This window comes from Streptomyces sp. NPDC056231, assembly GCF_048270745.1.
In the GTDB taxonomy this organism is placed as follows: Bacteria; Actinomycetota; Actinomycetes; order Streptomycetales; family Streptomycetaceae; genus Streptomyces.
Genome location: NZ_JBLVKW010000062.1, coordinates 26,606 through 49,812 on the forward strand (window position 1 = coordinate 26,606; position 23,207 = coordinate 49,812).

Sequence of the window (23,207 nt, forward strand, 5' to 3'; positions counted from 1 at the left end):
GCACACCGTGGCGGGCCGTACATGAGAGCCGGAGCAACAGCATGAGCACGCTGGGTGGCAGCCCCCTGGACGACACCGACCGCCAGATCATCGCCGCACTCCAAGCAGATGGCCGCCGCCCGTACAGCCAGATCGCCGACGAACTGAACATCCCGGCCTCCTCCGTGCGATACCGCGTCCAGCGCATGGAGGACAACGGCACCCTCCAGATCGTCGGCATCGCAAACCCGCTCACCATCGGCTTCGACCGGTTCGCCATGGTCGGCATCCGGGTCAGGCCGGGCAGCGCCCAGGAGGTCTGCCGACGACTGCGGGAGCTGCCCGAGACCTCGTACGTCATCATGACGGCAGGCACCTACGACGTGATGGCAGAGGTGATCTGCCGGGACACCGACCACTTCACCGACCTGATGAACCGCAGACTGCATCACATCGACGGAGTCGTCTCGACCGACTCGTTCTTCGTGCTGGAAGTGCACAAGCTGGCGTACGGCTGGGGCGTCGGTGAGGTCGACACCTCTCTGCTCGACGCCCCGCAGCCGCCGCGCAACGCCGGTCTCGACCAGCGCACCTGAGCCGCGTCGCGAGCGTCTGCTCGCGCATCCCCAACGCACGTGACTCCTCCCCCACCTGAAGGGTGGGGGCTTCTCGCTATGCCGGTCGGGCTTCGCGACGGACCAGCCCGGCCCGTAGAACGTTCAGGGCGCCCACCGTGTCCGCGTGTGCCTGGTGGCCGCACGAGACGCAGTGGAACTTCTCCTGGGTGGGCCGGTTCTCCTTGGCGGTGTGCCCGCACTGAGGGCACCGCCGGGAGGTGTTGCGGGGGTCCACGGCCATCACTTCCCGTCCGGCGCATTCTGCCTTGGCGGTGAGGATCGTCAGGAACACCCCCCATCCGGCATCAGCGATCGAACGGTTCAGCCCGGCCTTGGCGGCGGCCCCGTTGGGCAGGAAGCCGCCCGGCGTGGCGGGGTCCGGCTTCGGAGCCGGGGCCTCGCTCATGTTGCGGATCCTTAAGGCTTCGTGCGCGATGAAATCGTGGTCACGCACCAGGTTCAACGCGGTCTTGTGCGCGTGGTCCAGGCGCTGACGGCGGACCTTGCGGTGCAGCCGCGCCACCGTCTCCACGGCCTTACGACGGCGCCTGCTGCCCCGCTTGCACCGGGCGAGGGCCTGCTGCGCGGCTTCGAGCCTGGCGGCGGCCTTCGCCCCGTGACGGGGGTTGGGCACGAACTCGCCGCCCGAATCGGCGAGGAAGTTCGCTATCCCCATGTCGATGCCGACCACGGAACCGGTCCGGGGAAGCGGCTCAGGCGCGGTCTGCTCGGCGGTCAGGATGACGAACCAGCGCCGCCCTTCACGCTTGACGCTGACCGTCTTGACCTTGCCGACCACCGGCCGGTGCCGGTGCACCTTGACGTGCCCGACGCCCTGGAGGCGGACGCGGGTGACGGGATCATGCGGAGTCGAGTCCCAGCGGCAGCCGTCACCGTCCTTCGGGAAATCCACGGTGTCGAACCGCCTGCCCGAACGAAAACGCGGATACCCCGGCGCCTCCCCGGCCTTGACCCGCCGGAAGAACGCCGCGAACGCCTTGTCCAGCCGCCGCAACGTCGCCTGCTGAGAAGAGAACGACCAACGGCCCTGACGTTCCGGGTCGAAGGCCCGGATCTCCTTGAGCTGCGCGGACTGCTGCCCGTACCGAACCGTCGTCCTCGAGCCGTGCCGATAGGCGTCCCGGCGCTCCTGCAACGCTCCGTTGTAGAGCGAGCAGTGATCACGCAGCATCTCGGCGAGCGCGCCCTGCTGGCCCACGGTGGGCCGCATCAGAAACTTGTACGCACGAATCATCCGGCCCACCCCCTCCCTGGCCCGCTGCGGAGATCATAATCCACTTGGCATATGTCACGACACTGGGAACAAAATTCTGACATTCACACAAATCGCCACGTCGCCTGCCATCTCCATGCTCACTTGGTGTTCGTCACCAAATACCGGCGCGACAGGTTCGATGACGACATGCTGAAGCGGTGCGAAGAGATCATGCGGGAGGTCTGCGGCACGTTCGAGGCGCAGCTGCGGGAGTTCAACGGCGAAGCCGACCACGTCCACCTGCTGGTGCACTACCCGCCGAAGGTCGCCCTGTCGAAGCCGATCAACAGCCTCAAGGGCGTCAGCTCCAGGTACCTGCGAGCGGAGTACACCGGGCGAATCAACCGCATCGGCACGGGACCGGTCTTCTGGTCCCGCTCCTACTTCGCGGGATCCTGCGGCGGAGCACCACTGACCATGATCCGCCAGTACATCGAAGAACAGAAACGACCTGCCTGACCATCCCCCAGGCGCAGCGAACTTTGGCGCTTCGCGCCTCCGGACCAAGGATGCGTTTCACTCCCCGGCTGAAGCCGGGGATACCCACGCAAGATCAGGGATGGCCGTGATGGGTGTCTTCGGTGAGGAACTGGCGCGTCCTCACGCACCCGAAGGGCCGGATCGGCAAGCCGACGTCGCCCAACCCCCGCGCGGTGGCGGATCGACGACCATGTGGCCGTCGATCCGCCATCGCGTTCGCCGGAATCCTGCTGTACTGCGCGTCGATCACCAGAAGCGTCCGCCGGTACCGAGCAGCTGTGCGCACCGGCCGAGCGGTTGTCGCATGCGACGCCCCGTTCCCGTTCGGCGACTGGTTCGCCCGGACTCGGAGCCATACATATTTCGATGGTCAGGCATGAATAGCTTCATCATCTTCCATTCACCCGGGCGCGACTGCCAGCATCGGCGCACCGCCACCCCGTGAGGGAGAATCCGATGAATCGTCCCCGTTCTCTGCGCTGCCTGGCAGCCCTCGCCGTCCTGGCCCTCGCGGCCACGGCCTGTGGACGCTCCAGTCAGGGCGACGCCCCGTCCGGCAGCGCCTCGCAGACCACCACCGGCCGGACCGCAGCCGAACTGCTCCCTGCTCAGTACCGGCAGAAGGGTGTGCTGCGCGTGGCCACCGCGGTCGGCTATCCGCCGATGGAGATGTACGCACCCGGGACCACCCGGCTCACCGGTGTCGACCCCGACCTGGCCAAGGCCATCGCACAGCGGCTCAAGCTGAAGCTCGAACTCACCAATGCCGCCTTCGACGGACTCATCCCTGGGCTGGAATCCGGACGGTTCGACCTGGTCATGTCATCCATGACCGACAGTGCTCAGCGGCGCCAGGCGGTCGACTTCGTCGACTACTTCCGGACCGGCGGCGTGGTCATGACGAAGAAGGGCAATCCGCAGGGCATCAACTCGCTCGCGGACCTGTGCGGGAAGACCGTCGTCCTCGCCAAGGGCAGCTCGAACCTTCAGATCGGCGAGGAACAGAACGCCAAGTGCCGGGAGAAGATGCGGATCTCCCAGAGCGAGGACGCACCGACCGGGCTGCTCCAGCTGGACAGCGGGCGTGCGGTCGCGACCATCGTCGACTATCCGGTCGCCAAGATGTTCACCAAGAAGAGCAACGCCTACGAGGTCCTGCCGGAGCAGTACGGCACCGCCCCGTGGGGCATCGCGGCCGCGAAGAGCCAGGCCGGGCTGCGCGACGCCGTCCACAAGGCCCTGCAGGAACTGATCGACGACGGCGCTTACAAGAAGATCCTCGACACCTGGGGAGTCGGCGACAGCGCCGTACCCGCAGCCACCGTCAACGACGGGCAGTGAGAACGGACATGAGCCACCAGAAGATGCCCGGCGCCGCCCTCGGTGCGGCGCCGGATCCGGCCCACGCGGAAGCGAGACCGCAGGAGGACGACCTGTCCCTCCAGGTGACCAAACGCCCTCGTCCCGGGCGCTGGCTGGCGGTCCTCGCAGCGGCGCTGTTCGCGGTGTGGCTCGCCTACACCATCATCGTCAATCCCAACCTGCACTGGGACATCGTCGCCGAGTACCAGTTCGACGGCGTGATCCTCAAAGGCCTCGGGGTGACCATTCAGCTCACTCTCGTCTCCATGGCTCTCGGCATCGCCATCGGGATCGTCGTCGCGGTGATGCAGCTTTCCGACAGTCCCGTACTGCGTCTCACCGCCGGCGCCTATACCTGGTTCTTCCGGGGCACCCCACTGCTGGTCCAGCTCATCTTCTGGTTCAACCTGGCCCTGCTGTTCCCGGTGATCAGCATCGGTATCCCCTTCGACGGCCCCAAACTCATCAGCTGGCAGTCCAACCAGGTCATCACCGGATTCGTCGCGGCACTGCTCGGCCTGTCCATCAACGAGGGCGCCTACATGGCCGAGATCGTTCGGGCCGGTATTCAAAGCGTGGACCCCGGCCAGCGCGAGGCAGGCGCATCCATCGGAATGTCGAACCGTCAGATCCTTTCCCGCATCATCCTTCCGCAGGCGATGCGGGTCATCATCCCGCCTTTCGGCAACCAGTTCATCTCCATGCTCAAGACGACTTCGCTGGTCTCGGTCATCGCCGGCGCCGATCTGATGACCGTCTCCCAGCACCTCTACCTCGCCAACTTCGAGGTGGTAGCGCTGCTCCTGGTGGCTTCGCTCTGGTACCTGGTGCTCACCACGATCGCCAGCATCGGCCAGCACGCCGTCGAACGCCGCTACAGCCCCGGCGCCGCGCCCGGGCTGCGGAGCAGGGTCCTGACCAATCTCGTACCCCGGCGCGCCAAGAAGGGGGCAGCGGCATGAATGACGTGATCCTCAGGGCCCGCGGGGTCCGTAAACGATTCGGTGACACCGAGGTGCTCAAGGGCATCGATCTCGAAGTCGGCAGCGGTGAGGTGCTCTGTGTCATCGGCCCGTCCGGGTCCGGGAAGTCCACGCTGCTGCGCTGCTTCAACCACCTTGACCAGATCGACGCGGGGCGGGTGTGGATGAAAGGTGAACTGATCGGCTACGAGCAGCACGGCCCGTCCGGCCGAGTGCTGCGGGAACGACGCGCCCGCGACATCCGACGCCAGCGCGAACGGATCGGCATGGTGTTCCAGCGGTTCCATCTGTTCCCGCACCGCACGGCAGTGCAGAATGTGATGGAGGGGCCGGTTACCGTCAAGGGCCGGTCCCGAGCGCAGGCCGAGAAGCAGGCCCGGCAACTGCTGGCCGACGTCGGTCTCGCGGACCGAGCGGACCACTACCCGGGGCAGCTGTCCGGCGGGCAGCAGCAGCGCGTGGCAATCGCCCGCGCACTGGCCATGGAGCCCATACTCATGCTCTTCGACGAACCCACCTCCGCCCTCGATCCCGAACTCGTCGGCGAGGTCCTGGGCGTCATGCGCGACCTGGCCCGCAGCGGTATGACGATGGTCGTGGTCACGCATGAGATGGGTTTCGCCCGCGAGGTCGCCGACCGTGTCCTGTTCATGGATCAGGGCGCCGTCGTCGAGGCGGGGAGCCCGGATCTTCTGTTCACCGACCCGCGGCACGACCGCACGCGGGCTTTCCTGTCGACGGTGCTGTGATGGGCCGCCCGCTCGATCTGCTGCTGCGTGGCGGCACACTCGTCGACGGAACCGGCGCACCCGCCAGGGAGGCGGACATCGCGGTGGTGGAAGGGCGGATCGCCGTGCTCCCCGCCGGTACCCCGGCGGCGGCGGCCGAGACCCTCGATGTGACGGGCCGGGTCGTCACACCCGGTTTCATCGATGTGCACACGCACTCCGATGCCCTCGCGGCACCCCTCGGTAGCGCCGGCACCACGGAGCCGACGGACGATCTCCGCCTCGCGCCGCTGCTCCAGGGCGTCACCACGGAGATCTGCGGCAACTGCGGGACCAGCCTGTTCCCCTCGCTCCCGGAACGGCTGCCGGTACTCGCCGAACATCTCAGGGTGACGTTCGGACTCGGCCCGGTCCAGCCGGCGGTGGACTTCGACACATTCGCCGCCGGGCAGGACCCCGCCCTGCGTCGCACCCATATCGCCTCGCTCGTCGGCCATGGCACGCTGCGCGCGGGAGTGATGGGCTTCGAGGCCCGCCCACCCGGGCCCGACGAACTGGACACCATGTGCGCGCTCCTGGACCGGGCGCTGGCCCAGGGAGCGGCCGGCCTGTCCACCGGGCTGATCTACCCGCCCGGCACCTACGCCGACACCGAGGAGATCGTCGCGCTTGCCAGGGTCGCCGCCCGCCATGGCAAGCCCTACGTCACTCATCTGCGCGACGAGATGTCTCAGGTGGAGTCGGCCCTGGAGGAGGCCCTGGAGATCGCGGTCCGCTCCGGCGCCCCTCTGCAGATCTCCCACCACAAGACCGCGGGCCGGCACGCCTGGGGTGCCACGCTGCGCACCCTGCCCCGGCTGGAACAGGCCCGAGCCGAAGGCGTGGACGTGCTGTGCGACGTCTATCCGTACACTGCGGGAAGCACCGTCCTGCACGCCATGCTGCCCCCGTGGACGAGCGAGGGCGGTGTCAGCGTTCTGCTGGAACGGCTGCGCCGGCCGGAAACGCGCGACCGGATCAGGGCGGACATCGCTCAGGGCGTCAAGGGGTGGGAGAACACCGTGGGAAACGGTGGCTGGGATCTCATCACGGTGGCCGCCGCGCAGGCCCACCCCGAGGCCGAGGGCCGCAGCATCGCCGACCTCGCCGCCGAGCGCCGCGTCCACCCGGTCGACCACGCGTGCGACCTGTTGCTTGCCGAGCAGGGCGAAGTGACCATCATCAGCCACTCCATGCGTGAGGACGACGTACGACGGGTGCTCGCCAGCCCGTTGTCGATGATCGGCTCGGACGGCGTCCCCAAACCCGGTCGGCCGCATCCTCGTTGGGCGGGGAGTTTCGCCCGCGTACTCGGCCATTACGGCCGCGACGAGCAGCTGCTCCCGTTGGAGAGCGCGGTGCACAAGATGACCGGACTGCCGGCGCGGCGGTTCGGACTGACCGGCCGCGGTGTGGTCCGCGACGGCGCCCTCGGCGATCTCGTCGTGCTCGACCCGGCGTCGGTGTGCGACACCGCCACCTTCGACCGTCCCCTCCTGGCACCCGAAGGCATCGATACCGTCGTGGTGGCGGGACGGGTCGCAGTAAGAGGCGGCTGCCCGACCGCCGTACGGGCGGGAGAAGTGGTGAGGATCCGATGAGTCTGGCCCAAGTGACCGCGGCGGCGCGGCGCTCGGCCGCGCTGCCGCTCACGCTGGCTGTCGCCGCCGTCGACATCGACGGCGGCGAGACGGTGGGGGTCGACGAGCACACCGTTCTGCCGGTCGCGTCCGCCTCGAAACTGCTGCTGCTCGCCGAGGTCGCACGCCGGCTGGACACCGGGGAGCTGCTCGCCGGCCGAACCGTGGACGTCCTCGACGAGGACATGGCGGACGGTACCGGTCTGCTGCGCCGGATGAGCAGGCGCGCCTGGACCGTCGAGGACCTGGCGTGGCTGACCGCTTCGGTGAGCGACAACACCGCCACCAACGCACTGCTGCGCCTGGTGGGGCGCGAGTCCACGGCCCGGCTGGCGGCGGATCTCGGGCTCGACCGCCTCACGCTGCACGACAAGGTCCGTGACATCCGGGGCCCGGACGTGCCCCCCGTCTTCGCCACCGGCACCGCACAGGACCTGGCGCGGCTGGTGACCCATGCGGTACGAGGCACGATGAGCTCCCCGGCGGCCTCCGCCGGGCTGCTGCGCTGGATGCGCGCCAACACCGACCACGGCCTGGTCCCCGCCTTGGTGGATCACGACCCTTACGCCCCGGGCTTCCCGGACCCGCTGCCCGACGGGCTTCTGGTCGCCAACAAGACCGGCACCGACACCGGGGTGCGCGCCGACGCCGGTGTCATCGTCGGGCGGCGCCGACTGGCCTATGCGGTGGTGGCGCACTGGGACACGGTGCTGGGCCCCAGCACCGAGCGGGCCGCGGTGCATGCCATACGGGACGTCGGCCGGACTCTCGCTGCCTGTGCCCGACGCGGGCCTGCCGAGTGAGGTGCGGGCCCCCGAAGGGGCGCACTCCGACCCCCGGCACAGGAGGTGCGGCCCGCCCATGGGAAGCAGGCGGCAACACGGTCCGCCGGTCAGGACCACTGCATCTCCAGCAGTGACCGGATCTCCTCTGCGGCCGAGCGCAGTTCCGCGAGGAAGATCCGCAGCAGCGGGTTGCGGTTGGTGGGCCGGGTGGCGACCCCAATGCGCCGGTGCAGTTGGGGGTGGTCCAGCCTGCAGACATGCACGCCTGTGGTGTCGCCGAGCCCGAGAGCGGGGACGAGCGCGATACCCATGCCCGCGCGCGCCAGGTTGATCGTGACCTGGTAATGATCGCTGCGGCAGCGGACCCGGGGCCGGAACCCCTCGGCCGCACACGCACGCTCAAGAACCGGCTCGCCTGTGTGGCCGCCGTGCGTGCCGATCCAGCTCTCCCCCTCCAGGGCGGCGAGCCGGACCGCGCTGCACCGCCCGAGGCGGTGCCGCAGGGGGAGAACCACCAGTTGCGGCTCGTCGAAGAACATTTCCACGCTCACGGTCGCCTGCCGGCACCAGGGGTCCATCGGATGCTCGAAGACGACCGCGGCATCCAGCCGGCCCGCCTCCAGATCGGGCACCAGCTCGTGCGGCTGCCCCAGGATCAGCTCCAGTTCGACCTGGGGCCGCTTCGCCGCGAACGCCGACAGCGCCCGGGGGAGCAGCTCAAGGCCCGAGGAGGCGAAGAAGCCCAGCCTGAGGAGACCGGCCTCGCCCTCGGAGTGCGCCCGCAGGTCGTCCTGTGCGACGGCCATCAGGTCGGCGACGGCCTGCGCGTGCTCGGCCAGTCGCACACCGGCTGCCGTCAGCCGCAGGCTCTGCGGCTGACGTTCCACCAACGCCACCCCGAGCTCCTGCTCCAGCCGGGCGAGTTGGTGCGAGATCGCGGACGGGCTCAGATGCAGCGCCCGGGCCGCGGCCACGATGGTGCCGGTGCGGGCTATTTCCAGCAGGACGAGCAGGCGGGCACTGTTCAGCATCGGGTCAGGTTAGGCCTTGCCGACGCACTGCGGCGCCACGGCACCGGACCGCACCATCGCCGCAGGCGCCAGGTGCCAGGCGTCCTCGTCCACGTCCAGACGCAGCAGGTCCTCCTCGGTCTCGCGGCGCACCACGGTGCGGGCAAGGCCGTTCGCCACGAAGACGACAGCGGGACGCGGCAACTTGTTGTAGTTGGAGGCCATGGCGTATCCGTAGGCGCCGGTGACCGGCGTGGCCAGAAGGTCTCCCACACCCACATCGGCGGGCAGTGCGGCGGTGTCGACGATCACATCGCCGCTCTCGCAGTGCTTGCCGACCAGCCGTGCCCGCAACGGTCGAGGCGCGTGCGGGCAGCGCGGCAGGAACGCCTCGTACCGGCTGCCGTACAGGGCGGGACGCAGATTGTCGCTCATGCCGCCGTCGACACTGACGTAGGTCCGCACGCCCGCGATGCGCTTGATCGTGCCCACCCGGTAGAGGGTCAGCCCCGCGCGGGCGGCGATGGACCGGCCGGGCTCCACGGTCACCTCGTCGCCCCAGCCCGCGTCACGCACCGAGGTGCGCACCCGGGCCGCCCAGTCAGCGAACGACGGTGGGGTCTGCCCCGCCTCGTAGGCGACGCCCAGGCCGCCGCCGACGGTGAGCCGTCGCACCCGTGACTCCGCGGCGAACCGTGCGACGGCCGCGGCGCCCGCCGCGAGTTCCGCCGTGTCCAGGACCTGGGAACCCACATGTGCGTGGACACCCTCCAGGATCATCGCCGGGGAGCCGAAGGCCCGCCGCACGGCGGCCGAGGCGGTTCCGCCGACGAGTCCGAAGCCGAACTTCGAGTCGTTGCCACCGGTCCGGACGGCCTCGTGAGCGCCGGCGGCGACACCGGGCGCCACGCGCAACTGCACCCGGGCCGGCGGCAGGTCTTCCTCGGCCCGCAGGCGCTCGATGCGGTCCATCTCGTCGAAGCTGTCGACCACCACGTGTCGCACCCCGGCGGTCATGGCCGTGCGCAGCTCCGCCTCGTCCTTGTTGTTCCCGTGCAGCACGATCCGCCCGGCCGGAACACCCGCGTGCAGCGCGACCCGTAGCTCGCCGCCGGAGGCGACATCGAGCAACAGCCCCTCTTCATGGGCCAGTCGAGCCATGGCCGTGCACAGAAATGCCTTGGAGGCGTAGGCGACATGGTCCCGGCCGAAGGCGGCGACCGCCTCCCGGCAGCTTCGGCGCAGATGCTCCTCGTCGTACACGAAGAGAGGTGTTCCGAAGCGCTGTGCCAGGTCGGCGAGCAGGACCCCTCCGACGGCCAGCCCTTCTGGACGGACCTCGGACGTGCAGGGCAGCAGACCCGTTTCGATGGCTGACGTCATGCGTTCCTCCCGGAAGCCGGCTCGCAGCCATCCTGCGGCCTGCACGGGGGGTCACAAAAGCGCATTCTTCTATGGCTGAGCCTCATGGAATTCGATGCTCGCGCCGTTCGATGGGCCATGGCGATGCATCTGCGCCCCGCCTGGAGCCCGATGCCGTCGGCCGGAGGCACTCCCGGGCGCGGCCCCGGAGGGGTGCCGGGGTCACGAGCAGCTTCCCTGATCAACATGGGGGCCGGGATGCCGGTACCGGTGTCCCGGCACGAGCCGCTATCCGCCGAGCCCCGCAGCCATGCCCCCTTCTCCTTCCGCCGCTCCCTCGCCGCGTGCGAGAGAACGAATGACTCGGGCCGGATTCCCCACCGCCAGCACGCCGGGCGGCAGGTCCTTGGTGACGACCGATCCTGCACCGACAACGGTGTCCGACCCGATGGTCACGCCGGGACACACGATCACGCCTCCGCCGAGCCAGACGTTGTCCCCGATCGTCACGGGGGCCGCCTTCTCCCAGCCTGCTCTGCGGCGCTCGATGTCCAGTTCATGGCTGGGGGTCAGCAGCTGCACGCCGGGGCCGATCTGCGCATCGGCGCCGATCGTGATGGGCGCGGCATCGAGGAAGACCGCTCCGAAGTTGATGAACGTGCGCGGTCCGATGGTGATGAACGAACCGTAGTCGCAGTGGAACGGTGCCCGGATGGCTACCCCCTCACCCACCGAGCCGAGCAGCTCCTCAATGATCTTTCGCCGCGCGGCGGGAGTTGCCCGCGCCGCGGCGTTGAACGCCTCGCAGAGTTCGATACGCCGCTCGGTGTCCGCCCTCAGTTCCGGGTCGTCCGCGATGTACCAGTCGCCGGCCAGCATCCGCTGCTTGTTCTCCCCCATGGCCCTCCCCCGCATGCTCCTCGTCCGTCTCCGTCATCGCGTCTGCCCACTAGTTCAACGGTCTTCGCCCGAGCTTCGTTCCTCGCCTCCCCCGCGCAGGGCCTCGCGCCTCCGCAGGCCTAGGGCGCGTTTCGAAAGTCCAGCCTGCCGGGCGGCGTCTGGCCCGTCCTACGGGCGGACGACGCTATTTCGAAATACGCCCTAGCCGGGTGAGCAGTCCGGCTACTTGGACAGGAGCGGGATCGCGCACGGTAGGTTGGATGGGGACAGAGACAGGGACCGAGCAGTCCGGACCGGGGCGCCGGCCGTCCCCCGGATGAGGTGCCGGGCGAGCCTCGCGCGCACTGTCCAGTTCCAGGTCGAGATTGACCCTGCGCCAGAGGATCTCGTCCGGGTCGTCGGCGCGCATCAGCTGCGTCACGGTGTCACGAGCGGCGACGGATCCGGGTGGCCCGAAGACCGGGCCGGGCTGGACCTTCCTGAGGTACGCACGCTCGTGCGGATCGTCGACCACTTCTGCCAGCTGCACCGGATCCAGCGCGCAGGCAAGCACTGCAGCCCGCGCCCAGGGATCCTCCGTGCCCCTCAGCAGGCGCTCGATCCGGTGCGAGCGCCAGTTGCGCGTCCGCCAGTCGGTTCCTGCGCCCAGACATGTCCGCATCCAGGCTGGGCTGTTCCCGGTCAGCAGCTGCGGCGCCCCGGCGGCGAACCCGAGGAGCTCCTGGGCCAGGTAGAGCCAGACAATCGCCCGGTACCGGTTGAGACAGAACGCGACAGGCGTGATGCATCCGGCCCTGGCCAGCCTGGTAAAGCGGACCGGACTGATGCCGAGGAGCCGCGCGCCCTCCGCTGTCCCTACCGTCCGCACCCGTTCTCGCACTGCGTCCGGGAACCCATCCCCCGACCGCAGCCGGTCAATCTCCTCCCGACTCACCCTGGGCCTGCCACCAGCCTCCGCCACCGTGATCCGCACAATGCCCAGGTGCACGGCGAGCTCGAACTCCCCGCGCTTCAGGTTCAGCTCCTGCGCCGCCCTCGCTGCAGCCAGCGTCGCGCCGACTGCCGTCCGGTCGAATTTTGCCGGATCAGTTTTCGACGGATCGACCTTCGTGGGATCGATGTCCGTGGGTTCGATGTCCGTCGAGGCGTTCCGCGAACGCCGAGTTCCTGCGCGCGGTGCCGCGGCGCGCGTCGCATAGGTCCTGGCCATGACCGCCCTCCCCGTATAACTACGATGACTCTCTGTGATCACCGTAACGAAGGAGAGAGCCTTGTACCCGGCGCCTGTGGATAACTTCCAGGGGCCGGGCACAAGGCGCAGTCAAGAGGGGACCCGAACCGTCAGAGCCGGTTGACTTCTCCACCGGCGCCCTGACGCGCGGTGACCCCCAGGTGTTCTCCGACCTTGTTCACGAGCAGTGTCATCTCGTAGGCCACCTGACCGACGTCGGCCTCGGCCGCGGTCAGCACGCAGAGGCAGCTGCCGTCTCCCGCGGCTGTCACGAAGAGAAGCGCCTCGTCGAACTCCACCATCGTCTGCCGGGCTCTTCCTGCCTGGAAGTGCCGTCCCGAGCCTCGCGCAAGGCTGTGCAGCCCCGACGAGACCGCGGCAAGATGCTCCGCGTCCTCACGTGCCAGGCCCGTGCTCGCCCCCGTCACCAGGCCGTCGTTCGACAACACCAGCGCGTGTTGTATGTGCTCGACCCGGCCGGTGAGATCGTCGAGGAGCCAGTCAAGCTCCCTGTCCAGCGCCATTTCCCCGCTCCTCCCCGCTCAAGCGTTCCCCGTGCCGCACGTGTACGCGTAAGCCTTGCGCACAGCGCACGTTGGGGCAACCACCCCTCCGAATTGCGCTCGTCGTCCGGACAGGGTCAGCCGACCGAGTCGAGGAGCCGGGCTGTGTGCATGCGGCCCGCGTACTCCACCATGCGGATGAGAACTTCCTTGCCGGAGTCGCGGTCGCGTGCGTCGCAGAGCACGACGGGTGTGCCCAGGTCCAGGTCGAGCGCACGGGACACCTCACGCTCACCGTAAGCGCGGGCGCCCGCGAAACAGTTGACGGCGACGACGAAGGGGATCCGGCGGTGTTCGAAATAGTCGACGGCCGGGAAGCAGTCCTCCAGCCGCCGGGTGTCCGCGAGGACGACCGCTCCGAGTGCCCCCTGGGAGAGCTCGTCCCACAGGAACCAGAAGCGGTCCTGTCCCGGTGTGCCGAACAGATAGAGCGAGAGACCGGACCGGATGGTGATGCGTCCGAAGTCCATGGCAACGGTGGTGGTGGTCTTGTGATCGACTCCGCCGGTGTCATCGACCGACTGTCCGGCCTCGCTGAGGAGTTCCTCCGTCCGCAGCGGCCGGATCTCGCTCACTGCACCGACCAGAGTCGTCTTGCCGACCCCGAACCCGCCGGCGACCAATATCTTCAATGCGAGCGCGTCGGTTTCCACGGCCTCTTCGGCCGTTCCCTCGACGGTCTCCCCACCCGTTCTGCCAGCGTGCTCGGAAGGCATCGATCACTTCTCTCACCCGTGAGCCTCAGGACGTAAAAACACAGTTCAAAGCCGTCTTGACAGGCTCGGTTCGGTATCTGTGGGCAGCAGTACGGTGGACAGCATGGCAAGCAGCCGTCGGTTCCGAGCAACGTGATCGGTTTTTGACCGTAGTGAACGAACAGGGATCGTTCGATGTCTGCACGGGGTCAGTATTCGAGCCGCATTCGAACCATGTTCGAGCCGGAACCGATCCAGGGGGTGGACCTCATTTCTGGGGCCGACCACAACTGCCGCCTACACTGTCGCTTCGGGGCGCCGGAATCGGTCCGGGTGGACGGGAGAGCAAGAGTGTCGACAGGTGCCGGCGGCAACTTCGTGGATCCGCCCGCGGAGGTGCTGACGGAGGCGGCCGCCGCCTTCGGTCTGCTGGCGACACCCGCGCGCCTGCACATCGTATGGGCGCTGTCCCAGGGCGAGAGCGATGTGACCGGGCTGGCGGAGCGGGTGGGCGGGACGCTGCCCTCGGTCAGCCAGCATCTGACAAAGCTGAAACTCGCTGGTCTCGTACGCTCGCGGCGCGAAGGCCGCCGCCAGGTGTATCTGGTCGACGATCCTGATGTGGTGACGGTGGTACGGCTGATGGTCGGCCAACTCGCCGCACGGGCCGGGCACTCTCCGGCGCAGCCGGTACGCCTGCGTGAGCTCGGTGCCTGAGAGCAGCGCGACCACAGGGCCCGTCCGCGGCGATCTCGATGGTTGTGCCCCGACCGTCGCCGTACCGACGGCGAGCACGACGGTCGGCCCGATCACCTCCACCGACGCGACAACGGTAGGGCCGGGCCGGGCCGAATTGACGTCGTTGCAGGTGCTGCGTTCTCTGGACAGCGGACCGCGCGGACTTCTGGAGACACAGGCCGAGGAACGGCTCGGGCGGCTCGGCAACAACACACTTCCGGCCTGGCGTCCGGTCTCCTGGCCGCAGCGCTTCGTCCGCAGCCTGCGGGACCCGTTCACCTCGGTTCTGCTCTGTCTGGGTCTGGTCTCCGCCGCGGTCAGCGCGTGGGGCACCGCATCTGTGATTCTGGTGCTCGTGGTGGTCAGCTGCCTGCTGCGCTCCACGCAGGAGCACCGGGCCGACGGGGCGATGGCGGCACTGCGGAAGCTGGTGCCGACGACCACGGCCGTACTTCGCCGCACCGGCCCGGAGGCGGCGCCCTCGGCCCGTGAGCTGCCGGTCGCGGAGCTGGTGCCGGGCGATGTGATCAGGCTCGGCCCGGGAGATCTCGTGCCCGCTGATGTTCGGCTGCTCCGCGCGAGCGGGCTGACCGTGTATCAGTCCGCTCTCACCGGGGAGTCCTCGCCGGTCGCGAAGCATCCCGTCGACATACCGCGCCGGCCGACCGCGCCTCCTGCCGGACCATGCACCGAAACCGGAGCGGCCGGACCATTCACCGAGCCCCAGTTGTGTGCTTCGACGTGGCACAACTCGCGTTCGCCTTCGACCGTCCGGCGGCCGATGTGCTGCGGCGGCCCACGGTGCTGCGCCCGCGCGACTTTCTGCGCTTCATCAGCGGATTCGGTCTGCTGAACGCGACGCCGACCTCGCCACATTCGCGGTCCTCGCCCTTGCCCTGCACGTATCTGCGACGTCCGGCGGCCAGGTGGCGTTCCACTCCGGATGGTTCACCGAGAATCTGCTCACGCAGGCTCTGGTGATGCTGCTGCTTCGTACCGGCCGGCGTACCGCCGAAGGCAACGGGGGCGGCCCGCTGCGAGTGGCCGCGGCCGGTCTTGCGCTGGTCGGCATCCTGCTGCCGCCCACTCCTCTCGGGCCGCTGCTGGGAATGAGCGCGCTGCCGCCGCTCTATTACCTGTTGCTCGCCACGGTGTTCGCGCTCTACGCCATTGCGCTGAGGGCGGCCCACAACCGCTACCAGCGCATCTCGAGATACTGATGCCTCAGCCGCACGTCCCTGTCCGCGTACGCCGCGCCATTTCCGACGATGTACCCGCCCTGGTACGGATGCGCGCCCTGATGCTCTCGGACATGGGAATGGAGACCGACGGTGCTCCGTGGCGGGCAGCCTCGGCTCAGTGGTTCGCGGAGCGGCTGCGGACGGGAGCCTGATCGCGCCCGGTTCAGCCGTACGAGAGGTCCTTGCACAGGTCTTCGTCGGCTGACCGCGCCCCGTCGCCGATGGTGGAAGGAACTGCGCTGGGTGTCGGCGTGGCCTCAGCAGCGGGCGACGGATTCTCTGCGTACGAGGTCCCGAGGATCACTTGGATGCCCGCGGTGCCGGACGCCATGGTCCGTGCCCCGCCGAAGAGGCGCGCGGTGGTCTCCGCTTCGGCCTGCAGACCCGGCCCGTACTGGATGACGGTCGACATACGGCCCTGGTTGCTCGCGGTGGCTGTACCGGTGACGGTGAAGCCGTGGGCGCGCAGAAGTTCGGCGGCGCGGGCCGCAAGGCCGTTGACCGTGGTGCCGTTGTAGACGGCGAGGCTGATGCCCGTACCGGCGACGGGGGCAGGGGCGGCGGGCGACGGCGACGCGTCGTCCGGCCTCTCGGGGCTGCGGCTGCCCTTGCCCTTACCGCTTCGGTGTATCCCGCCCCCGGCGGGTGGTGCGAGTCGCGCGCCAGGCCCACGTAGGAGACCGTGCGCCTTGGCGTCGTGACCGTCGATCGTCCGGTCAGCCTTGAGCGCCGCCCAGAGAGCGTGGGCCTCCGGTTCGACGATCGCGACGCGGGCGCCCTCGTAACGCCACGGGACGGTGACGAACCGGGTGTTGCGCAGATCGATGTTCTTCATCGACATGGCGAACTTGAGCAGCCGGTCGGCCGATCCGAGTCCGGGGTCCACGGTCATCGAGTCGGTCGCCGCGTCGGCGAGCGGCAGCAGGGTGGTCGGGTTCAGTCCCTGGGACTTGACCTTCTTGATGAGAGAGCCGATGAAAGCCTGCTGCCTTTTGATCCGTCCGATGTCGGAACCGTCGCCGATGCCGTGCCGGATCCGCACGTAGTCGAGTGCCCGCTGCCCCGAGACGGTCTGCGGCCCTTTGGCGAAGACCAGTGCGCCGCGGGTGGGCCGTTTCGGGCTGAGATCCTGCTGGTAGATGTCCTGCGGCAGACAGACCGGGACTCCGCCGACGGCGGAGGTCAGTGCGGAGAAGCCGGAGAAGTCCACGACGACGGTGTGGTCGACGCGCAGGCCGGTGAGGTGTTCCACGGTGTTCTGGGTGCAGGCCGGGTTTCCCTCGGCAGTCTCACCCACCGAGAACGCCCCGTTGAACATGACGTGGTGCTGCGGTGCGGTCCACTCGCCGCTGGGTGTCCTGCACGCCGGGATGTCGACCATGGAGTCACGGGGGATGGACACGGCGACGGCATGCCGGTGGTCGGCGTACACATGGAGCAGGAACACGGTGTCGGACCGCCCCACGGTGCCCTTGCCGCCGCCCAACTTCCTGTTGGCGCCGGAGCGGGTGTCCGATCCGATGACAAGGACGTTCTGCCCGTTCGGCGAGGCGGGTGGCCGGTCGCCCGAGATCCCGTCAGCGCCGAAGGTATCGATCTGGCCGGTCAGATTGAGGTAGCCCCAGCCGACCCCCGCGACCAGCAGGACGAGAAAGGACAGTCCCGTCAGGGCGGTGCGCCCGAGCCGGCTGCCCCGTCCCCCGCCCGCCGTCACCTTGCGACTGCCTGTCATCGGTCACCTCGTCCGTTCGGTTCCGGCTTCATGGAGGAAGACGTCCGACCCCGCCCCACGGTTGTACAGTTGCGCAACGTAGCAAGTATCGCTACGCGACTGGATCACCAGACCTACCCACAGTCGACCGGATCCACCAATTCCGGAAATCCGAGAAGAAGGACGGAACCCAGATGCTGCGCAACGGCCTCGAGCCCTGGCACCTATTGATTGTCGCGGTTGTGCTGATCGTGCTGTTCGGATCGAAGAAGCTGCCGGACACCGCCCGCGCCCTGGGCAAGTCCCTGCGGATCCTGAAGAGTGAGGCGAAGGCGATGAAGGAGACCGACCCGCAGTGAGCCGGGGGGTGCGGCACGGTACGGTACCGCCGTGCCCGCCATTTCATGGCTTGCGCAATCAGGGAACCCTGGGTAAGGAACCGCCGTTGACGCGGTAACGGCGGATGAAGCGCCGATCAACGGATCACTGGACCAACGGAGGAAGATCATGGGTGTGACCCTGGCCAAGGGCGGCAACGTCTCCTTGTCGAAGGAGGCACCGGGGCTGACCGCAGTGACGGTCGGCCTGGGCTGGGATGTACGGACGACGACGGGCGCCGATCACGACTTGGATGCCAGTGCGCTGCTGTGCTCCGACACAGGGAAGGTCCTCTCGGACCTGCACTTCGTCTTCTACAACAACCTCACCAGCCCGGACGGTTCGGTGCAGCACACCGGTGACAACCTGACCGGCGAGGGCGAGGGCGACGACGAGTCCATCAACGTGGACCTGGCCGGCGTACCGCTGGACGTGGCAAAGATCGTCTTTCCGGTCTCCATCCATGAGGCACAGAGCCGTGGGCAGAGCTTCGGCCAGGTCCGCAACGCGTTCATCCGCGTGGTCAACCGGGCGAACGGCGTGGAGCTGGCCCGTTACGACCTGAGCGAGGACGCCTCCACGGAGACGGCGATGGTCTTTGGCGAGTTGTACCGGCATGGCATGGAGTGGAAGTTCCGCGCGGTGGGACAGGGGTATGCGTCGGGGCTGGCCGGTATCGCGTCCGACTACGGCGTCAATGTTTGATCGCTCGAAGTCGCGCTCTTGAGCAGCGGTTTCAGAGTGCCCGCAGGCCATTGATTACCTCGCGGAGGATCCGCTCGTCCGGCAGCTGCGCGGGCGGTACAGGGCGGCTGACCCGCACATGACCGGCTTCGAGCAGATCTCCGAGGAGTACACGGACGACGCCGACCGGGAGGTCGGCGTCGGCCGAGAGTTCCGCGACGGACTGGGTCTCGGAGCGGCACAGCGTGAGCAGCGCGCGGTGTTCGGGGCCCAGCTGGGAATCCTCGGAGCTGTCCGGTGCCTGATCCGCGGCGGAGACGAGTGCGATCAGGTCAAGGTGCACTCCGCCCGGGCCCGGTTCGGTCCGCCCGCCCGTCATGGCGTACGGGCGGACCAAGGGCCCTGCTTCGGCGTCGTACCACTGGCTTCCCGGCAGTTCGGGCGGATCCGGGAAGCTCGCGAGGAATCCGGGGCCCTCATTGGTCATGTTCACTGCTGTCTCTGCCCTCTCAGCCGGCCGGGGACGGGGACACGGAGAAGCGCGGCGGGGTACGCAGGTGCTCGCCGACCCGTTTGACGAGCCGGGCCATCTCGTAGGCGACCAGTCCGATATCGGCGCAGGCTGTGCTGAGTACGGCGAGGCAGGAACCCTCCCCGGCGGCTGCGACGAAGAGGAAGCCCTCGTCCATCTCGACCATCGTCTGGCGTACCTCCCCGGCCTGGAAGTGCCGTCCGGCGCCCTTCGCGAGGCTGTGGAAGCCTGAGGCGACCGCGGCCAGGTGCTCGGCGTCCTCGCGGCTGAGGGCACTGGAGGCTCCCACGGCCAGACCGTCGCCGGAGAGCACCACGGCGTGCCGGACTTCGCCGACCCGGGCCACCAGATCGTCCAGCAGCCAGTCGAGTTCGCCCGAGTGCCTGTGTGCCTCGGTCCGCTCGTTCGCGATCATGACTGGTCTCCTTCGGTGCGGGGACGGAGTGTGGTGGTGGTTCGATGGGGCGCCACCGCGCCTGGGGCGACACCGCCGCCGCGTACCCAGCCGTCGCGGTAGGCGGTCATGCGGTCCCTGGCCTGTTCCGGGGTGCGCTCGGCCGGTCCGCCCATGCCGTTCCCGCCGTCGATTCCGGTCGGCTCGGGCCGGGGCTCGTCGCGCAGTTGCGGGATGAGGTTGGCCTGCCGGACCCGGCGGGGAAGTGAGCTGTCGCCCTCCCCCTTGGGCGCGTGGGTCTCCCGGGCTTCCCTGCTCACGGAGGGTTCCAGGCTCTGGCGGGTTTCCGCGTTCTCCCGGATCCCGCGGGTTCCGGGCTCGGCCCCGGCCGGCTCATCGCTCCGGTCCTCGACCGCTCTGCGGGAGTGCGGGCGCAGCGCGGTGACTCCGGCGGTGGGACCCGTCTTCAATTCCAGCGCAGGCGGCGGAACCGGCGCGGGGAACGCGGTCGCCGCCTGCGAACGTGCCGCATGGGGGCCCGGACCGGTTCCGAACGCCACGCCGTCGCTTTCCTGCTGACCCCCGACCGATGCCTGCTTCGCCACGGCCGCTTCCCCGCCCGCGGGCAGCGCGTCCTGCAGCAGCGCGGTGGGCAGCAGGACCACCGCCGTGGTTCCGCCGTACGGCGAGGTCCGCAGCTTGACCTTGATGTGGTGCCGGACCGAGAGCCTGCTGACCACGAAGAGGCCGAGCCGGTCGCTGTCGAAGAGGTCGAGTGCCTCCGTCCGCTCGATGCGCCGGTTGGCCTCGCGGAGAAGTTCGTTGCCCATGCCGAGTCCACGGTCCTCGATCTCCAGGGCGTAGCCGTTGCCGACGGGTTCGCCGGTGATCCGGACCTTGGTGTGCGGTGGCGAGAACTGCGCCGCGTTCTCCACGAGTTCCGCGAGGAGGTGGGTGAGGTCGGCGACCGCCGTGCCCTTGACCGCGGCATCCGGCAGTTGCCGCACCTCCACCCGGGCGTAGTGCTCGATCTCGGAGACGGCCGCGCGTACGACATTCGTCAGCGGTACGGGCAACCGCCAGGCGCGCCCGGGGGCCGCACCGGACAGAATGATCAGACTCTCCGCGTGCCGCCGCATCCGGGTAGTGAGGTGATCGAGGCGGAACAGGTCGCTGAGCTCGCCGGGATCGTCCGCACGGCGCTCCATGCTGTCGAGGAGGTTGAGCTGACGATGAACCAGCACCTGGCTGCGGCGGGCGAGGTTGACGAAGACCCCGGAGATGCCGTCAGCGAGTTCGGCGCGTTCGACGGCGGCGCTGAGAGCGGCACGGTGCACGGTGCCGAGGGCCTCTCCGACCTGGCCGATCTCGTCGTACGAGGCCGGGCCGGGAGGTGCCTCGGCCTCGATGTCGAGCTCCTCACCCGCCCTGAGCCGCTGCATCGCACGGGGCAGTTTGCGGCGGGCGATCTCCAGGGCGCTGTTGCGCAGGCTGACGAGTTCGACGACGAGCTCACGACCGATACGCACAGAGATCACCAGCGAGGCCGCGACGGCGACGCAGCCGAAGAGGACGGCTGCTCCGGACGGGCTGAACAGTCCGCGGGTGAGCGGGTCGGCGCGTTCCGCAGCGCGTTCTGCGGCTCCGGTGCCGATGATGCGCGATTGGCTCCGTACGCTCGCTGCGGCCGGATCCCAGTCGGCGGCGGGCACCGCCTGGGCGGCTTCCCGGCCGGGTCGCGCGGTGAGCACCGCGTCCTCGGCATCCTCGATCCGATGGTAGGCGGACCGGGCGGTGACCTTCTGCCAGTCGGTGCGTTCGGTGGCCGGGAGATCGGCGCCCGCGGTCTCGGTGAGGTTTCTGCGGGTCTCCACCGCCCCCGTGAACTGGACCAGTTGGCGGCCGTCGAGGCGCTTGGTGAGGGCGGCCGCGGCGAGCAGTGCGTCCTCGCGCGCCAGCATCTCGTCGATGCGGGCCAGTTCGAGGAGCACGCGGGCGTCGGACCCGAGCGCGTCGTCCTGGATTCCGGTGAGGGCGCCGAAGACGCCGAAACCCGCGGTGACTGCCTGGGTGTACCGGTCGTACACAGCGCTCTCGTCCCACTCCTGGCTCCCTGTGCCCCCCTCCTCGCGCAATTCGTGCGTACGGTCGAGGAACCGGTCGAGCCGGTCGGCGACGCCGGCCGGGAGGCGGCCGGTATCGGCGATGGTGTGGTCCTTGTCCAGTCGCAGCGCGGCGAGCGCGGTGTCGGTGCGTATGGTCTGCTGTTCCAGTGCGGCAGCGTGGGCGCTGCTGGGGTCGGCAGTCTGGATCAGGGCGGCTCTGCGTTCGGCCTGGAGAGCGGTGACAGCGGCGGATATCGGCACCCGCACCTCTTCGTCCGCGAGTTTCAGCTGCCGCAGCCGTGCCACGTCCTGGGCCGTGTTGACCGTGGCGAAGCCCCAGAGAGCCAGCAGCGAGACGACGGGCACCACCAGCAGCGAGATGATCTTCGCGCGTACGGTCCTGGGGCGCAGGGTCCGGCGTCCACGTGGTCCGGACGTCTGCTGCGTCAACAGCAGACGTGCGTCGCGTTCGGCGCTCTCGTCGGCCGGCGGTCCCGCGTGCGCGCGGCGTCCGCGCGCCGTGGGCACGGAACCGGGCCGGGTGGCAGTCGTCGTGCCGGAGTCCGGGGTTGTGCGGGGTGGGCGCATGGCCTCCTCATTCCGGGTGTGGAGCTGGGCGGCGGAAGGGGGACTGTGCTGTGCCGTCAGGGCGTCGCGGACGGAGAGAGGTCGTGGCCGCGGGAGCCGCGCCGGGGGCGGGAATCACGTCCGCGCTGCGCGAGGCGCGTCGAGGCCGCGTCTACGGCCGGTTCCATGATGCGCTCGGCGGAGACATAGGCGGCGCGCTCCGGGGCCGTCGGCGACAGGGCGACGAACGCCGAGGTCAGGAAGAGGTACGAGCCGAGGCCGACGGCGAGGGGAAAGATGAACTGCATAGTCGTGGCGCCGGGGAGTGCACTGCCGGAGGGGGTGACGCTGACACCGACGGCCATCATTCCGGTGTAGTGCATGCTGCTGACCGCCGCACCCATGACGAGCGAGGCCAGCGCGACCGCGCGCGATGACTTGATGTTGAGCGCTGCCCACAGAGCCGCCGTCGCGGCGACGACGGCAATGACCACAGAAAGGACGACCCGCAGGGGGTCGTAGTGGATCGTGCCGTGCAGCCGCAGCGCCGCCATGCCGAGGTAGTGCATGCTGGCCACGCCGAGGCCGGTACCGAACCCTCCGACGGCCAGCGCCCGGGTCCGGTCGCGGCTGTAACCGACGGCGAAGACGCCGCAGCCGACCACCAGCATGGCGCCGAGCAGACTGAGCAAGGTCAGCGGCACGTTGTAGCGGATCTCGGTGCCGGTCACGCCGAAGCCGAGCATCGCGACAAAATGCATCGTCCAGATGCCGGTGCCGAGGGCGGAGGCGGCCGTGATCAGCCAATTGCGGCGCGAACGGCCGTTCGTGTCCAGTGCGCGCACGGTGCAGCTGAGTCCGAGCGCCGCGCCGATCGCTGCCATCACGTACGACAGTGCAGGTGTCAGCCAGCCGAAGGTGGCGTGGTCCAGGTGTCCCATGGACCGGGGACGCTAGTCGCCATGGCAACGCACGTTCGGGGCGCATTTCGAAAGCTGCCGGAATATGACAGAGAGATGATCCGGAACGATCAGGCCGTGCTCGAACATGCACGCTACTTCCGTCCCGTTCACTCCGTTTCACTCCGGTTGACGGTGCGCGATCATGTCCCTGTGACTCCTCCCCCTCGTAAACGAGGGGGCTTCTCGCTATGCCGGTTGGGCTTCGCGACGGACCAGCCCGGCCCGTAGGACGTTCAGGGCGCCCA

The 23,207-nt window shown here is 69.0% G+C and carries 24 protein-coding genes and 1 pseudogene; 13 read left to right on the top strand and 12 right to left on the bottom strand.

What is annotated here, in order from left to right:
• Positions 1-41 precede the first annotated feature (41 nt).
• Positions 42-575 (top strand): Lrp/AsnC family transcriptional regulator, encoded by a 534-nt coding sequence (locus ACNPQM_RS32920; protein WP_418086824.1) that lies wholly within the window; start codon positions 42-44, stop codon positions 573-575.
• Positions 576-651: 76 nt separating this feature from the next.
• On the opposite strand, the gene ACNPQM_RS32925 is transcribed toward ACNPQM_RS32920, so the two are convergent.
• On the bottom strand, positions 652-1,851 hold the full coding sequence (locus ACNPQM_RS32925; RefSeq protein ID WP_418086825.1) for an RNA-guided endonuclease InsQ/TnpB family protein: 1,200 nt from the start codon (positions 1,849-1,851) through the stop codon (positions 652-654).
• 51 nt (positions 1,852-1,902) lie between these two features.
• On the opposite strand from ACNPQM_RS32925, the gene tnpA reads away from it, so the two are divergent.
• The 6 genes from tnpA to ACNPQM_RS32955 all read left to right on the top strand — a co-directional run bounded on the left by tnpA (position 1,903) and on the right by ACNPQM_RS32955 (position 7,907).
• Positions 1,903-2,331: an IS200/IS605 family transposase gene (gene tnpA, locus ACNPQM_RS32930; RefSeq protein ID WP_418086826.1), complete on the top strand. Its 429-nt coding sequence runs from the start codon at positions 1,903-1,905 to the stop codon at positions 2,329-2,331.
• Between the two features lie 477 nt (positions 2,332-2,808).
• Positions 2,809-3,693, top strand: coding sequence for an ABC transporter substrate-binding protein (locus tag ACNPQM_RS32935; RefSeq protein ID WP_418086827.1), 885 nt, complete (start codon positions 2,809-2,811; stop codon positions 3,691-3,693).
• Between the two features lie 8 nt (positions 3,694-3,701).
• Positions 3,702-4,676, top strand: a complete 975-nt coding sequence (locus ACNPQM_RS32940; protein ID WP_418086828.1) for an amino acid ABC transporter permease — start codon at positions 3,702-3,704, stop codon at positions 4,674-4,676.
• On the top strand, positions 4,673-5,446 hold the full coding sequence (locus ACNPQM_RS32945) for an amino acid ABC transporter ATP-binding protein (protein WP_358860923.1): 774 nt from the start codon (positions 4,673-4,675) through the stop codon (positions 5,444-5,446). The genes ACNPQM_RS32940 and ACNPQM_RS32945 overlap by 4 nt, the downstream gene beginning before the upstream one ends.
• On the top strand, positions 5,446-7,065 hold the full coding sequence (locus ACNPQM_RS32950; protein ID WP_418086829.1) for an N-acyl-D-amino-acid deacylase family protein: 1,620 nt from the start codon (positions 5,446-5,448) through the stop codon (positions 7,063-7,065). Before ACNPQM_RS32945 ends, ACNPQM_RS32950 begins: the two co-directional genes overlap by 1 nt.
• The gene (locus tag ACNPQM_RS32955; protein ID WP_418086830.1) at positions 7,062-7,907 is read left to right on the top strand and encodes a serine hydrolase; all 846 of its coding nucleotides are present in this window, start codon (positions 7,062-7,064) and stop codon (positions 7,905-7,907) included. The genes ACNPQM_RS32950 and ACNPQM_RS32955 overlap by 4 nt, the downstream gene beginning before the upstream one ends.
• 89 nt (positions 7,908-7,996) lie before the next feature.
• Here the strand turns inward: ACNPQM_RS32955 and ACNPQM_RS32960 are convergent, their stop codons facing one another.
• The 6 genes from ACNPQM_RS32960 to ACNPQM_RS32985 all read right to left on the bottom strand — a co-directional run bounded on the left by ACNPQM_RS32960 (position 7,997) and on the right by ACNPQM_RS32985 (position 13,671).
• Complete coding sequence (locus ACNPQM_RS32960; RefSeq protein WP_366695374.1) at positions 7,997-8,920, bottom strand: LysR family transcriptional regulator; 924 nt, start codon at positions 8,918-8,920, stop codon at positions 7,997-7,999.
• Positions 8,921-8,929: 9 nt separating this feature from the next.
• Positions 8,930-10,282 carry a diaminopimelate decarboxylase gene (gene lysA, locus ACNPQM_RS32965; RefSeq protein WP_418086831.1) on the bottom strand — a complete coding sequence of 451 codons (1,353 nt, stop codon included), beginning with the start codon at positions 10,280-10,282 and terminating at the stop codon, positions 8,930-8,932.
• 267 nt (positions 10,283-10,549) lie between these two features.
• Positions 10,550-11,161: a sugar O-acetyltransferase gene (locus ACNPQM_RS32970; protein ID WP_418086832.1), complete on the bottom strand. Its 612-nt coding sequence runs from the start codon at positions 11,159-11,161 to the stop codon at positions 10,550-10,552.
• Positions 11,162-11,345: 184 nt separating this feature from the next.
• Complete coding sequence (locus tag ACNPQM_RS32975) at positions 11,346-12,371, bottom strand: DUF6397 family protein (protein ID WP_418086833.1); 1,026 nt, start codon at positions 12,369-12,371, stop codon at positions 11,346-11,348.
• Positions 12,372-12,502: 131 nt separating this feature from the next.
• Positions 12,503-12,916 (bottom strand): roadblock/LC7 domain-containing protein, encoded by a 414-nt coding sequence (locus ACNPQM_RS32980; protein WP_418086834.1) that lies wholly within the window; start codon positions 12,914-12,916, stop codon positions 12,503-12,505.
• 116 nt (positions 12,917-13,032) lie between these two features.
• A complete protein-coding gene (locus ACNPQM_RS32985; protein ID WP_418086835.1) occupies positions 13,033-13,671 on the bottom strand; it encodes a GTP-binding protein in 639 nt (212 codons plus the stop codon).
• A 330-nt stretch (positions 13,672-14,001) separates the two neighbouring features.
• On the opposite strand from ACNPQM_RS32985, the gene ACNPQM_RS32990 reads away from it, so the two are divergent.
• The 4 genes and pseudogenes from ACNPQM_RS32990 to ACNPQM_RS33005 all read left to right on the top strand — a co-directional run bounded on the left by ACNPQM_RS32990 (position 14,002) and on the right by ACNPQM_RS33005 (position 15,781).
• Positions 14,002-14,367, top strand: a complete 366-nt coding sequence (locus ACNPQM_RS32990) for an ArsR/SmtB family transcription factor (protein ID WP_418086836.1) — start codon at positions 14,002-14,004, stop codon at positions 14,365-14,367.
• Positions 14,351-15,121, top strand: a pseudogene (locus ACNPQM_RS32995) (cation-transporting P-type ATPase); the annotation flags it as partial. The gene ACNPQM_RS32990 and the pseudogene ACNPQM_RS32995, both read left to right, overlap by 17 nt.
• Before the next feature lie 193 nt (positions 15,122-15,314).
• Positions 15,315-15,608 (top strand): hypothetical protein, encoded by a 294-nt coding sequence (locus ACNPQM_RS33000; protein ID WP_418086837.1) that lies wholly within the window; start codon positions 15,315-15,317, stop codon positions 15,606-15,608.
• Positions 15,608-15,781, top strand: coding sequence for a hypothetical protein (locus ACNPQM_RS33005; protein ID WP_418086838.1), 174 nt, complete (start codon positions 15,608-15,610; stop codon positions 15,779-15,781). Before ACNPQM_RS33000 ends, ACNPQM_RS33005 begins: the two co-directional genes overlap by 1 nt.
• Before the next feature lie 11 nt (positions 15,782-15,792).
• On the opposite strand, the gene ACNPQM_RS33010 is transcribed toward ACNPQM_RS33005, so the two are convergent.
• Positions 15,793-17,361 (bottom strand): LCP family protein, encoded by a 1,569-nt coding sequence (locus tag ACNPQM_RS33010; RefSeq protein WP_418086839.1) that lies wholly within the window; start codon positions 17,359-17,361, stop codon positions 15,793-15,795.
• A 173-nt stretch (positions 17,362-17,534) separates the two neighbouring features.
• On the opposite strand from ACNPQM_RS33010, the gene tatA reads away from it, so the two are divergent.
• Together tatA and ACNPQM_RS33020 are read left to right on the top strand one after the other, a co-directional pair.
• Positions 17,535-17,699: a Sec-independent protein translocase subunit TatA gene (gene tatA, locus ACNPQM_RS33015; RefSeq protein ID WP_327242400.1), complete on the top strand. Its 165-nt coding sequence runs from the start codon at positions 17,535-17,537 to the stop codon at positions 17,697-17,699.
• A 148-nt stretch (positions 17,700-17,847) separates the two neighbouring features.
• Positions 17,848-18,423, top strand: coding sequence for a TerD family protein (locus tag ACNPQM_RS33020; RefSeq protein ID WP_418086840.1), 576 nt, complete (start codon positions 17,848-17,850; stop codon positions 18,421-18,423).
• A gap of 31 nt (positions 18,424-18,454) precedes the next feature.
• Here the strand turns inward: ACNPQM_RS33020 and ACNPQM_RS33025 are convergent, their stop codons facing one another.
• From ACNPQM_RS33025 to ACNPQM_RS33040, 4 genes are read right to left on the bottom strand one after another with little or no spacing between them, the layout of a single operon-like run.
• Positions 18,455-18,889 carry a DUF742 domain-containing protein gene (locus ACNPQM_RS33025; RefSeq protein WP_418086841.1) on the bottom strand — a complete coding sequence of 145 codons (435 nt, stop codon included), beginning with the start codon at positions 18,887-18,889 and terminating at the stop codon, positions 18,455-18,457.
• 22 nt (positions 18,890-18,911) lie between these two features.
• Positions 18,912-19,349, bottom strand: a complete 438-nt coding sequence (locus ACNPQM_RS33030; RefSeq protein WP_418086842.1) for a roadblock/LC7 domain-containing protein — start codon at positions 19,347-19,349, stop codon at positions 18,912-18,914.
• Positions 19,346-22,021 carry a nitrate- and nitrite sensing domain-containing protein gene (locus tag ACNPQM_RS33035; protein ID WP_418086843.1) on the bottom strand — a complete coding sequence of 892 codons (2,676 nt, stop codon included), beginning with the start codon at positions 22,019-22,021 and terminating at the stop codon, positions 19,346-19,348. Before ACNPQM_RS33035 ends, ACNPQM_RS33030 begins: the two co-directional genes overlap by 4 nt.
• Positions 22,022-22,077: 56 nt before the next feature.
• A complete protein-coding gene (locus tag ACNPQM_RS33040; RefSeq protein ID WP_418086844.1) occupies positions 22,078-22,941 on the bottom strand; it encodes an MHYT domain-containing protein in 864 nt (287 codons plus the stop codon).
• Positions 22,942-23,207 lie beyond the last annotated feature (266 nt).